This is a genomic window from Bremerella sp. TYQ1, assembly GCF_020150455.1.
Taxonomy (GTDB): Bacteria; Planctomycetota; Planctomycetia; order Pirellulales; family Pirellulaceae; genus Bremerella; species Bremerella volcania_A.
Genome location: NZ_CP083740.1, coordinates 2,649,726 through 2,662,272 on the forward strand (window position 1 = coordinate 2,649,726; position 12,547 = coordinate 2,662,272).

Here is a 12,547-nt window from a genome sequence, read left to right on the forward strand (position 1 = left end):
ACGATTTCTAACAAGCATCCCATCAAACGAGATCGCTTGGTTTATAATACGAAGTTTGGCAAAAACATCGCAGGGAATCCACGCCAGGGTCAATCGGTAGCTTTCAGTGCCTTCACCACCTCGCAAACCGACGACATTTCTTATTCAAGCCTTCGACTTGTCGGCATGGCCGGTGATGTTATTTGGCGAAGGAAATTCGGTTCGTTACGTCAATTCCGCCGCCGAAAAAGCTTTGGGCGTCGCGAAGGAAGAACTCTTAGAACAATCAGCCAAGTACCATGGCCTCGGTCAACTGCCCAAGGCATTGCAATTGGTGTCGGACCTCTGCCCTGCTTCGAACGTGTGGCTCGGCGAAGTCGCCACGCGAGAAGTAACGCTTGTCGCCAACTCGGACGATTCTCCTTCGACATGGCAGGCCGTTTTTTACCCGATCAACGATTCGCCTGATAGTGAATCGATCACGCTGGTGCGAAACGTGGTCGTCATGCTTGCCCCGCCTGACAAGTTTCCACATACCGGGCCGCTACAGCCGCAGGAAGAGATTCACGCGACGCTTCAGTCGCTGCGGCACGAGTACCGTGGACGTTACGCAGTGAGTCACCTGGTTGGTATCAGTACGGCCATGATTCGCGTGCGACGACTGGTCGACTTAGCTTCGCAGTCACGTGTCCCGGTTTTAGTGATCGGCGAACAAGGAACGGGACGCGAACAAGTCGCGCGGACCATTTGTTATGCCTCGAACCACGGACAAGCAGGTCCAGTGATCACTATCCAGTGCGAACTGATGGACGCCGAGATCATGCAAACCACCATTCGTGCCTTCGCCAGACGTTGTCAGGATGATGACGAAGCCAACCATGCCTCACTCATTTTGCTCGACGCTCACAAGCTTGACTTGGGGGCCCAATCGGAACTGCTGCATTTGCTCGATCTGGTCGATGTCGATTTGCGAATCTTGTCGACGTCTGACGAATCGCTTTTAGAACTTGCGCGACGTGGGCAATTTCGTGAAGACCTTGCATTTCGGATCTCGACGTTAGAAATCGATTTGCCCCCCCTTTGCGATCGTCCGGAAGACATCCCTTACCTGGCTCAAGCGGTTGTCGAAGAGTTGAACATTCCTTCGGATCGGCAATTGCAATCGATTTCAGCGGAAGCCATTGATCGATTGCAGCAGCAAGAGTGGCCAGGAAATATCGATCAGTTGAACGAACTGCTCACCACCGCACATCAATCGGCGACTGGGTTTACGCTGGAAGTGACCGACTTCCCTGCTGCCGTATCTCAATCGCCCACCAAAAAGATTGAAGCGAAACCGCCGGAATCGATCGATCTTGACGCTGCCCTGGAAGCATACGAGCGCGAGATCTTGCAGCGGACGCTGAAAGCCGCCAAGGGTAATAAGACCCAAGCGGCCAATATGCTGAGCATTTCCCGAGCCCGACTGCACCGCCGAATCGAACAATGGGGGCTCGAATGAGTGATGGCACGTGGCTCGGCGTGGTTGTCACTTCCGAGGTCGCTTTTTACGATGAATAGAGGTTGCCATGGATCTATCGACGCGGTGTGTGCTGTATGAACCGCAGCCGTGCTGGGCTCCCCGCCTACGGGGGCTGATACCGACCTCTTCGATTGGTTTTATCGAGGTGCGTGTCGCATCAGAAGTCGTCAAGCTGCTTTCGGAAGATAGTCAGCGATTGCTTATGGTCGCATTGAGAGGTTCCATGGCGGCTCCCCAAGTTGCGGCTCGGCTGCGGCATGTGGCCAATGTTCGCGAACAATGGCCGGCTTGCTGTGTGATGCTGCTTCTCGACGAACAGATGGACGCATGGCAAAAAGCATGCTGGGAAATGGGTAGCGGTTTAGTTCTTGTAGGAACGCAATCGCTCCCCCAGATCAGCCGCGCAATCGATCGTTTCGTTTCCCGCTTACCCGAGCCAGACGACCCGCCAGTTCATGCCGATGGCCCTTTGGACTGGCTTCCGTGGTAACCTGAGCCCCAACAATCCAATACTGCATCTAAAAGCAAACTCGCGACCTGTGCGTGTTTTGCATTTATGCTTCCGCTTGAAGGAGAGTTCTCCATGGCTGATGCCCAACAAGTCATCAAAGCCCTTGAAAGTATCAAAGACCCCCTCAGTGGGCGTTCGATCACCACGACCGATCAAGTAAAAGAGGTCGATGTGAACGGAACGAAGGTATCCTTCATCCTGGAATTGACCACACACAGTGCGCCGCTGTGGGAAGAAACGAAAGAGCTTGCCAAGCGGCAAGTTCAGCAAGCCATTCCAGAGCTAACCGAGATCAACATCGAACTGCGTGAGCATCAGCGCAAGATTGAACCGATCGGACAGATTGGTTTACCGGCAAGAAGCGTGATTGCCGTCGGTTCCGGTAAAGGAGGCGTCGGTAAAAGCACCGTAGCGTCCTGCCTGGCATACGCTTTAAGCAAGTCTGGTGCGAAAGTTGGCTTGATGGATGCCGACATCTATGGCCCGAGCATTCCGCATCTGCTGGGTGTCAGTGGTCGGCCGGAAGTGATCGAAAAGCGCATTCAACCGAAAGAGGTGGATGGCATGAAGGTCATTTCCATGGGTTTGATTGTCGAACCTAACGAAGCGGTCATCTGGCGTGGCCCCATGCTGCATGGTGCGGTGACGCAGTTCCTTCGCGATACCGATTGGGGACCGCTCGATTACTTGATCATCGACATGCCGCCTGGCACTGGCGACATTGCGTTGACGCTCAGCCAACTGCTTCCGCTAACAGGAAGCGTGGTCGTCTGCACGCCGCAGCAAGTGGCTCTGCTGGATGCGATAAAAGCAGTGGCCATGTTCCGCAAAGTGAAGATCCCTGTGCTCGGTATGGTCGAGAACATGAGCGGCTTCGTTTGTCCTGACACCGGCAAAGAATGGGACATCTTCGGTCGCGGTGGTGCCCAAGAGAAAGCCAAAGAACTGGACGTGCCGTTCCTAGGCGATGTGCCGATCACGATCTCGATTCGTGAACAGGGAGACGCTGGAAAGACCAGTGAAGTCCTACAGAATGAAGTGACCGCGCCACGGTTCGAGAAGATCGCTTATAACGTGGTGAAGCAGTTGGCCGATTCGGCTGCCGAGAAGCCGCCGATGCCTTCGCTGACGGTGCTGTAAGTCCTGATTGGCGAGCAGCTTAGAAACAAATAAGAAAGAAGCCGGGGCGACCCATCGTCCCGGCTTTCTTCATGCTTGTTTAGAGCGGTTCCATGAGAGCTATCGCATCACAAGAAATGGTTAGAGCCGTTTCTTCCAGCGGAAAAAACGGCTCTGTCTCGTTGTGATCTTGCTGAGGGAAAAGACGTCTATCCCTTAGGACGCGTCTTTTCGACCAAGCCGGCCTTAGGCCTTCTTCTTGGCGGTCTTCTTTTTGACAGTCTTCTTGACGGTCGTCTTCTTGGCAGCCTTCTTAGGAGCGGCCTTCTTGACGGTCTTCTTCTTTACCGTCTTCTTAGCGGCCTTCTTTGGGGCAGCCTTCTTAACGGTCTTCTTCTTGACGGTCTTCTTGGCAGCTTTCTTAGGAGCAGCCTTCTTGACGGTCTTCTTCTTCACGGTCTTCTTGGCAGCCTTCTTTGGGGCGGCCTTTTTGGTAGCAGCCTTCTTCTTGGTTGCTGCCTTCTTGGGTGCCGCCTTCTTCACGGTTTTCTTCTTTGTGGCCACTTAAACGTCCTCCGTAAGATCACGTCGCGTTGCGATGAGTGATCAACAAGAGTCGAACCGATCGATCTCTTTCGTCACTTCGTTGCGTTGCGACAAACACAAAAATCTAGCCGGGCGCCCGATGGGCAGTGCAGCTTCCTATGCAGCCCGGTGCCTTAACTAAGGCCATTCACAAAAGAAGCTGAGGTAAGTTGTACGTATATTCGTTTTTTTTGCAACACGTTTTCCACATGTCACCATGCACAACTGTGAACTTCTTTGAGAAAAAATCGGGGTCGCGCAATTCAGAAAGAGGCGCGCTGAACGTTTGCAACAATCAACGCGCGCGCTTGCGCAACAAAGAACGCGTTAGTACAACGCAACCGTTAAGTGTTCACCGCGCTGAATCGATGGCTGCGCTTTCGACTGCGAATAACCAAACAACGTGCGATGATGTGGACGCGTTGTCCAATGTCGCATCGAGTGAAAGAAGGTCGACGAAACGCGCGAGTAATCGAACGACGAATGACCAAGCGAACTAAGAATAGTGTGCCAAACTTCAGGCCGTTTTGCTTGCGTCCAATGAATGGGATCAAAGCCATACCACTCGGGTTTTTGCGGGATAAACGTGATGTCGTCATCCTTCGCGAACTCTTGCACACGCGTGTCTAATTCTTCGGCGCGCTGCTGTACTGTTTCCAGTTGCAAACGTGAGTGCGGGAACATCATCGAGCGAAACGCCAGGAACTTGTAGCGTGCTAAATTGCGAACACACGACAGTGGAATTCCCGTGATCGCGATGGGTCCTTCGGTTAGCCGTAAACGATCGATGCACTGCTGCAGCCAATCAATTATTTGATCAACAGTACGACTGTAGAGTAGGTCGTTACCGATGTCGGTGATCACGCAACTTGTCTTTGCAGAACTTACCCCGTTTTCCAAAGTGGGCCAAAGTTCACTTTCCAAAATTCCTGGAAGTCTTCGAAAAAGAAACTTCGATTGTGTGCCGTAAGAACGACCTCGGCCGATCGCAGCGTAAACTTCCAACGGCTGCGGGATCATTTGCGGTGCTACGTTAAGCAATACTTCCAAGCTCTTCGCAACGTTACTTGCACCTAACACGATCAAACGATGCCGCTCTGATTCGCTTTGTTGTTCAGTTACCAAGGGTTGCCTCCGTAACGATTCGATCCGTTAAGGTCTTGATAGTTTTGAATGGCCATGAACGCAAAGAACATTGCGATAAACGGTCGCTCATTCCGAAAGCCAAAATATGCCATCCCGATCGCGCAAACGATCGAGAGAATCAGTGAGTTGCGAATTGCCATGCCTCCGTCGGCCATTTGAAACAGCTCGCGCGAGATCTTGCCGCCATCGAGCGGCCAGATTGGCAGTAAATTGACCAAACCCCAGTAAACATTGATGTAAACGAGGTAACCGATCAGCATCAGGATGTAATCGTTGGACGCATTTGCGCCACGTACCATCATGTAGCCGAAAGGAATGTTCGTATCGCCTAAGCTCAGGATGTGAAACGAAGCAACTTGCGTGCCCCATGCGGCGGCGATAACGATCGCTGCCAACAGAAAACCTGCTCCCGGTCCTGCCAGGCTGATGATGATTTGCGTCCATTTACCTCGCTGGGCCCTTCCTCGGCCGTAATTCGACTGCATGTAAGGGTTATGAATGGCTAAGCCACCAAACGAATACAGCACCACGCTGGGTGACCACCCGTACCACTGGATGACCAACGCATGCCCCATCTCGTGAACAAGAATCGATAGAAACACGGCCCCGATCCACAATAAAACGCTTTGAGGATCGTCAGGATCAAATCCCATCAACAACGAGACCACCCAAAACATTGGATGGACCCGAACAGGAATATTGAACAGCGAGAAGTGAAGGTCGTACGGTGTTTGATTCGGTTCAGTCAGGAACATGCGGCGATGTTTCTTTGGCACTAACGTGGAATGACCATCGTCGCTGTTCTCTTAGGCGTAAACAGTCGACGAACGGGACAAATGTTTTCGCATCTTAACGTTTTCAGCGAGTCCAATTGAATGCGAACCATAAAAAAAGCCAGGCCACAACTCAAGTTGCGGCCTGGCTTCGATGTTTCTGCAGAACGTGAAAGGGAAAAGCTTAGTCTTCCAGTTCGATAATCTTCACGTTACGCCATTTGATTTGCTTGCCGACTTTCTTTTCGTCACCACCGACACCATGGACTTGCAACGCAATGAAGCCTTCCGAAGTCATGTCGTCTTTCAGGTCAGCCGCAGGCACGCCATTGATCCAAGTCTTGATCGAATCGCCACGGCATTCGATGCGGTACTTGTTCCACTCGTTTTGCTTAAAGGCCTTCTGAGCTTCTGGTTTGTCCTTCAAGTTGAACAACCAGCCACGACGGCCTTCGTCGTAGATACCACCGCTCCAAGCACGAGCGGAAGGATCGATTTCGACTTGGTAACCATGCACGCGACCGGCACCAACTTTGACTTCCTTACCGGCATCGGTTTTGTAAGTCTTTGGTTCGTCGTAAACGTTGCTGCGGATCTGGATGCCCGAGTTCAGCAGTGGGTCGACCATGTACTCCACTTCCAGAATGAAGTCGCCATATTTCTTTTCAGTGCAAAGGAAGCTGTTCGGTGTCTTGGGAACCGAAGTACCGACGATCACACCATCTTCCACGGTGTATTCTGCTTTACCACCGTTCTGAACCCAACCGTCGAGATTCTCGCCGTTGAACAACGGAACGAATTTCTCGTCGTCAGCGGCTTGAACAAAGCAGGAAGCACAAAGAATAAGTGTCAGGCAGGGAAACGCGATCCAATGTCGACTCATGAGGGAGCAATCCTTCCGATGCTGGGTAGGGAAATGTTCGAGAGAATAGGGTGCTAACGGAATTCAGAATAGTTGAGTTTCTGTGCAATGTCCATCCCTTGGATGCCATGATACATGCCCCAAATCCCCCTTATTCCGTGACGATTTCGCTTTCCTCCTCCACTTTCTTGGGCAGGAAAAGCGAAACGACGATGCATCCACCGATGCCTGCGACGGCCGAGGCAACCAGAATGCCCAACTTGGCGTCGTCGCGACTGACCGAATCGCGTCCGTAAGCCAAGTTCGTAATGAATAGCGACATCGTAAATCCAATCCCTCCGAGCCATGCCAATCCGTAAAGCATGCCCCACGAGACATTGCGTGGTAGTTTGGCCCAACCAAGCTTTACCGCGCACCACGCAAACAGGGTCACGCCAAGTTGCTTCCCAACCAGCAGCCCCAGCATCACGCCAATGGTCACATGATGCCCCAGCTTCGAGAAGACATCGCCATCGAGCGTGATTCCAGCATTCGCCAACGCAAAGACCGGCATAATAAAGAACGTAATCCAATGATGCAGCGCGTTCTCGAAGCGTTTGATCGGCGTCTGAGTTAACCGGCTGGCCATTTCGACATCGGTGATGAGCGAATGATTCTCTTTGTTTTTCAACACGTTCGCTTCTTCGTCTTGCTTTTTTTCAATCCGATCGAGCAGCATCCGCGTCGACATGAGGAACTCGTCTGAACCGAGTCGAGGCTTCGCGGGAATAGTCAGCGCGGCAAGAATGCCTGCGATGGTGGGATGGACGCCTGACTTTAAAAAACAAAACCATAAAAAGATCGACAGGAATACGTACGGCGACGATCGACGAATGCCGGAAAAGTTGCAAAGGGCCAGCAATGCAAAGAAAACGCCAGCCGCCCCCAACATCGTCCACGAGATCGATTCGGTATAGAAGAACGCAATGACCAGCGATGCGCCGATGTCGTCGACAATCGCAAACGCCGTTAGGAAGACTTTCGCCGATAATGGCACACGCTTTCCAAGCAGGGAGAGAATTCCCAAGCTGAAAGCAATGTCGGTGGCCATCGGAATGCCCCACCCTTCGCGACCTTCGGCGTCCCAGTTCAATGCCAGAAACAATCCGGCTGGCACCACCATGCCGCCTAATGCAGCCACTGCAGGAAGCGTTGCTTCACGCACATGCGACAACTCACCGACGAGCACTTCACGTTTAATCTCGAGCCCGACTACGAAAAAGAAGATCGCCATCAGGGCATCGTTGATGAAATGATGCACATCGAGAATCAAGTGCGAGTTCCCCAGTCCAACATCGACAGGCGCGTTGAGGATTTCGTGATATGCATGGGCCCAGGAACTGTTGGCCAGATACAACGCAATTGCGGTGCAGATCATCAGCAGCAATCCGCCCCAAGCGGCATCGGAGATGAGACCTTCCAGCGGCGAGATCAATCGCTTGATCGGGCCCCTGGTCTTCCACATCAAGTAATATTCTTGATCCTGCGCATTATCATCCACGTGAGAGTCCTCGCTGGTCGGTAGCACTCAGTTTTCGAAGGAAGAACACCCGAAACCTATGAAACTACGCAAGGCAAAACAACTGGCTGTTTCTCGTGTATCGCTATGCTATAGTGAGCGGTCTTGCCGGAGTTCCTATTCCAACACCTCCCTGGAGACACTTCATGAATTCACGATGGATTAACAGTGGCATGCTGGCCACTTTGCTGACCGTGGCGATGGTCGGTTCGCTTCAAGCCGAAGTCAAATTACCGGCTCTCTTTACCGATCACATGGTTCTGCAACGCGACATGCCCATCTTCATTTGGGGTAGCGCAGACAAAGGATCGGAAGTTACCGTCGGACTGGGCGATCAAAAGACAACTGTCACTGCCAACGACAACGGCAAGTGGAAAGCAGAACTCAAACCGCTGCCTGCCGGTGGTCCTCATCAAGTGACCGTGCGAAGCGGCGACTCGGAAAAGATCATCAAAGACGTTCTCGTTGGTGAAGTTTGGGTTTGCAGCGGCCAATCGAACATGCAGTGGCCAGTCGATGCCGCCAACGATCCTGACTTGGAAAAATTGACCGCCAACTTCCCACAGATTCGCCTGATCACCGTTCCTCAAGTTGGCGTTCAAGAGCCGCAAGACGACTTCAAAGGGGAATGGCACCTGTGCACGCCAGATAGCGTCGGCGGTTTCTCCGCGGTCGGTTACTTCTTCGGTCGTCAATTGCATCAAACGTTGAACGTGCCCGTTGGCCTGATTGACAATGCCTGGGGTGGTTCTTCGGCAGAAGCTTGGGTCGAACGCGACTTGTTGAAAAGCAGCGGTAAGTTCGACGAACTTTTGGCTCGCTGGGAAAAGACCGAAGCAACCTACGATCATGAAAAAGCAGTTGCTCAATACAAAGAAAACCTGGCCGCATGGAAAGAAAAAGCGGCTAAAGCCAAAGCAGACGGCAAGCCTCAACCTGGCGGACAGCCACGTGCTCCGCGTAATCCTTTGACCGGCCAGCATCGTCCAGCCAACTTGTACAACGGCGTGCTGAATCCCATCATCGGTTACAGCGTTCGCGGCATCATTTGGTACCAGGGTGAATCGAACGCCGGTCGCGCCTATCAATACCGCGACTTGTTCCCGCTGATGATTCAGAATTGGCGTGACAAATGGGGCCAGGGAGACATCCCGTTCTACTGGGTTCAACTAGCGGACTTCCTGCAAGAACGCGACCAGCCTGGCGACAGTGCTTGGGCCGAACTGCGTGAAGCACAAACGATGACGCTCGACAAGCTTCCCAACACCGGCCAGGCCGTAATCATCGACTTAGGCGAAGCGGAAGACATTCACCCCAAGAACAAGCAAGACGTCGCCAAACGACTGGCTCGCCTGGCGTTGGCGAACGAGTATGGCTACGACATTGTCGCTCAGAGCCCGCGTTACAAATCGATGAAAGTCGACAAGGACGCGATTGCCTTGGAATTCGATACGTTCGGCAGCCAACTCGACTCGTTCGACACGAAAGCTCTGCAAGGCTTCACCATCGCCGGAGAAGACAAGAAGTTCGTGCACGCGAAGGCTTCGATCGTCGGCGGCAATCAGGTTCGTGTCTCGAGCCCAGAAGTAAAAGAGCCTGTTGCGGTACGTTATGCCTGGGGCGACAACCCGGTAGCGAACCTGCAGAACCAACAAGGCCTGCCAGCCACTCCGTTCCGCACGGATGAATGGGATGGTGTCACGAAAAACGCGAAGTAAGCTTCGCCTTCTTCGTCAAACGATAACACGAAAGGCCGCTTTCCTTCGGGAAGGCGGCCTTTTTTCGTCGGGTGATTGCTCTTGGCCAGGCACGACGGTTGCTGATAATCGTGGTCAATTCCTTCGATCTACAAACTTCTTACTGTGGAGAAACCAGCGATGCTCCTCTTTGCCCAAGCCGCCCCAGACGATGAAGCCCCGCAAGATGCGATCACTCGTTTATCCGAGTTCTACAACGAGGCCTCCAAGTTCCTCATCGAACAAGGTCCCATTTGGATCACCAATGTTATTGCCGCGATTGCCGTTCTATTTCTTGGCTGGGTCGCGGCTCGCGTTTTCCGCAGTCTCTTCAATCGAGCCCTTCAGCGAAGTCGTATCGACAACACGCTATCCGGCTTCCTATCAAACATTGCCTATGCCCTGGTCGTTGGCCTGGTGGTGATTGCGGCGCTGAACCAACTTGGCATCAACACTACGTCGCTGGCGGCCGTCGTCGGTGCGGCTGGCTTGGCGATCGGCTTGGCGCTGCAAAGCTCGCTGTCCAACTTTGCCTCGGGAATCATGCTGATCTTGTTTCGCCCGTTCGGCGTCGGCGACTTCGTGGAAGTGGGCGGAGCGACTGGGATTGTGCAGGAGGTACACATCTTCCATACGGTCATGCGGACGATCGACAACAAACGCGTGATCATTCCCAATGGCGAGATCACTGGAGACATCATTACAAACTTCACGGGACATGCCACGCGGATGGTCGACCTAGAAATTGGCTGTGGCTATGGCGACGATATTCGTGCGGTGAAGCAGTTTTTGATCGAAACGCTAGAAGCAGACGATCGCATCTTGAAAGACCCCGCCGTGGAAGTGCGTGTCTTTGAGCTGGGCGACAGTGCGATCATCTTTAAAGTTCGCGGCTGGGTCATGACACCAGACTGGTGGGCCACACGCTGCGATACGATCGAAGCCATCAAGCTGGGCATGGACGAACGAGGATTCAACATTCCGTTTCCGCAACGCGACGTCCACTTATATCAGACTACCGAAAAGCAGTCGGCTTAACCAAGCTGCCTGATGGCGCAGCAAAAAGCGAGAGCCTGTGCGGGCAGACTCTCGCTTTTAGTCGTGAGCGATTTTGTCGCTTGAAGTTTTCGTCACAGAGACTGCGAGTCCGCTTTGGGAACTCAGAAAACTTCAAACGAGCGATCTAAAACACGTCGAGCAGGAAGTGGTGCCCGGAGTGATAAAGCCGACCGTTTGGATACGGGTTTTGCCACTGTTCGTTGTAAACCGGAATTCGCATTTCGGTCGGATAGCGATAGTACAAGCTTTCGCGGCTGCGATAGTATTCCGCCCCCTGGAAGTTCTGGGGGTAATAAACGTAGGGATAGTGGTAGAACCGTTCCCAGTCGTAGCTGCCGTAGGTTCCGCCCCATACGCGGCTGAAAGCTTGATCACCAGCTTCGGCGCTGGAGAATGAAACCGACATCGAAGCGGCAATGATCAGACCAAACACGATGCGTCGAAACATCGATGATCCCCCTAATACTCAGTAGTTGTTCACTGGAAGTCGCGGCCAATCACCCACGCTTCCCACGGACACGGAGACATGCCGCACACTAAGCATCGGCGCGCCCTCAAGCAGGAATTAAACGAAAATCCCGCAGAACCGGTACCACGATCAAATTAGGGAGAACAATGCGTCTACGCTCACACCGCAGACGTTATTTGCTAGCAAAGAGGGCGTTACAGAAAGTTTCTGGATCGAACCGCGTCAGATCTTCCGGCTTCTCGCCGACGCCGATGAACTTGACGGGCAACTGGAACTCTTTGCGAATCGGCACAACGACACCACCCTTGGCGGTACCATCAAGCTTGGTAAGCACGATTCCGGTACACTGAGCCGCTTCCGAGAACCCCTTGGCCTGGCTGATACCGTTCTGTCCTGCCGTCGCATCGAGCACGAGGAAGACTTCGTGCGGGGCTGCTTCGATCTTCTTGCCGATCACCCGCCGCATTTTTTCCAGTTCGGTCATCAGGTTCTTCTGCGTTTGCAGACGACCGGCCGTATCGATGATCACGACGTCCGCACCGGAATTAATTCCTTCGTCGACGGCTCGAAACGCGACGCTGGCAGGGTCGCTCCCCTGCTCTCCTTTAACGATCGTCGCCCCGAGACGTTCGGCCCAAATCGAAAGCTGCTCGGTCGCTGCGGCTCGGAAAGTGTCGCCGGCACCTAGCACAACCGAGTTGCCCTGATCAATAAACCAACGCGTCAGCTTGGCAATCGAAGTGGTCTTACCGGCCCCGTTGACGCCGACTACCAAAATAACTGTTGGGCCTTCGGCAGCCATCCGAATTGGTTCTTTATCCTGCTGCATCAGGCTCGCGAGTTCTTCCTGAATGTTCTTCAGGATTTCCTCGGTATGGACAACGCGGCCGCGGAAATCGCGAGCGATTCGGTCCTTAATTTGATTGGCCGGGGCAGCCCCCATATCGGTACGGATCAGCACGGCGAAGATTTCGTCGAGCAGTTCTTCGTCAACCAAACGACCTTCGGCTTTGAAGAGATCGCGGATATCGGTATTGAGCAGCCGACGAGTCTTCTCGAGCCCTTGGCCCAGACGACCGAAAAATCCAGGCTCGCTGGCTTCGGTCGCTTCCTGTGAGGTGGCTTCCGCGTCTTCTTTTTTCTTACCGAATCCGAAAATACCCATCGCTACGATTCAATCCTCATCCCTTGGGTGGGGTGATAGTACCATTGGTCGATCACCAATGTA

At 53.2% G+C, this 12,547-nt stretch carries 12 protein-coding genes; 5 read left to right on the forward strand and 7 right to left on the reverse strand.

Annotated features, from left to right (window positions below; translation table 11 throughout):
- The first annotated feature begins 106 nt into the window (after positions 1-106).
- From LA756_RS10270 to LA756_RS10280, 3 genes are all read left to right on the forward strand, one after another.
- Positions 107-1,480 (forward strand): sigma 54-interacting transcriptional regulator, encoded by a 1,374-nt coding sequence (locus tag LA756_RS10270; RefSeq protein WP_224439786.1) that lies wholly within the window; start codon positions 107-109, stop codon positions 1,478-1,480.
- A gap of 67 nt (positions 1,481-1,547) precedes the next feature.
- On the forward strand, positions 1,548-1,991 hold the full coding sequence (locus tag LA756_RS10275) for a hypothetical protein (RefSeq protein WP_224439787.1): 444 nt from the start codon (positions 1,548-1,550) through the stop codon (positions 1,989-1,991).
- 93 nt (positions 1,992-2,084) lie between these two features.
- The gene (locus LA756_RS10280) at positions 2,085-3,152 is read left to right on the forward strand and encodes an Mrp/NBP35 family ATP-binding protein (protein WP_224439788.1); all 1,068 of its coding nucleotides are present in this window, start codon (positions 2,085-2,087) and stop codon (positions 3,150-3,152) included.
- Between the two features lie 225 nt (positions 3,153-3,377).
- Here the strand turns inward: LA756_RS10280 and LA756_RS10285 are convergent, their stop codons facing one another.
- The 5 genes from LA756_RS10285 to nhaA all read right to left on the reverse strand — a co-directional run bounded on the left by LA756_RS10285 (position 3,378) and on the right by nhaA (position 8,001).
- Complete coding sequence (locus tag LA756_RS10285; protein WP_224439789.1) at positions 3,378-3,695, reverse strand: hypothetical protein; 318 nt, start codon at positions 3,693-3,695, stop codon at positions 3,378-3,380.
- A 348-nt stretch (positions 3,696-4,043) separates the two neighbouring features.
- Positions 4,044-4,841: an SGNH/GDSL hydrolase family protein gene (locus LA756_RS10290; RefSeq protein ID WP_224439790.1), complete on the reverse strand. Its 798-nt coding sequence runs from the start codon at positions 4,839-4,841 to the stop codon at positions 4,044-4,046.
- A complete protein-coding gene (locus LA756_RS10295) occupies positions 4,835-5,617 on the reverse strand; it encodes a metalloprotease (RefSeq protein ID WP_224439791.1) in 783 nt (260 codons plus the stop codon). Before LA756_RS10295 ends, LA756_RS10290 begins: the two co-directional genes overlap by 7 nt.
- 202 nt (positions 5,618-5,819) lie before the next feature.
- A complete protein-coding gene (locus LA756_RS10300; protein WP_224439792.1) occupies positions 5,820-6,518 on the reverse strand; it encodes a DUF1080 domain-containing protein in 699 nt (232 codons plus the stop codon).
- A 130-nt stretch (positions 6,519-6,648) separates the two neighbouring features.
- A complete protein-coding gene (nhaA, locus tag LA756_RS10305) occupies positions 6,649-8,001 on the reverse strand; it encodes a Na+/H+ antiporter NhaA (protein ID WP_224439793.1) in 1,353 nt (450 codons plus the stop codon).
- A gap of 200 nt (positions 8,002-8,201) precedes the next feature.
- Here nhaA and LA756_RS10310 point away from each other — a divergent pair, with 200 nt between their 5' ends.
- Both LA756_RS10310 and LA756_RS10315 read left to right on the forward strand, forming a co-directional pair.
- Entirely contained in the window at positions 8,202-9,773 is a 1,572-nt protein-coding gene (locus LA756_RS10310; protein ID WP_224439794.1) for a sialate O-acetylesterase, read from the forward strand.
- Positions 9,774-9,932: 159 nt separating this feature from the next.
- On the forward strand, positions 9,933-10,829 hold the full coding sequence (locus tag LA756_RS10315; RefSeq protein WP_224439795.1) for a mechanosensitive ion channel family protein: 897 nt from the start codon (positions 9,933-9,935) through the stop codon (positions 10,827-10,829).
- A gap of 145 nt (positions 10,830-10,974) precedes the next feature.
- Here the strand turns inward: LA756_RS10315 and LA756_RS10320 are convergent, their stop codons facing one another.
- Complete coding sequence (locus LA756_RS10320) at positions 10,975-11,298, reverse strand: calmodulin-binding protein (RefSeq protein ID WP_224439796.1); 324 nt, start codon at positions 11,296-11,298, stop codon at positions 10,975-10,977.
- A gap of 193 nt (positions 11,299-11,491) precedes the next feature.
- Positions 11,492-12,484 carry a signal recognition particle-docking protein FtsY gene (gene ftsY / locus LA756_RS10325; RefSeq protein WP_224439797.1) on the reverse strand — a complete coding sequence of 331 codons (993 nt, stop codon included), beginning with the start codon at positions 12,482-12,484 and terminating at the stop codon, positions 11,492-11,494.
- Between the last annotated feature and the right edge of the window lie 63 nt (positions 12,485-12,547).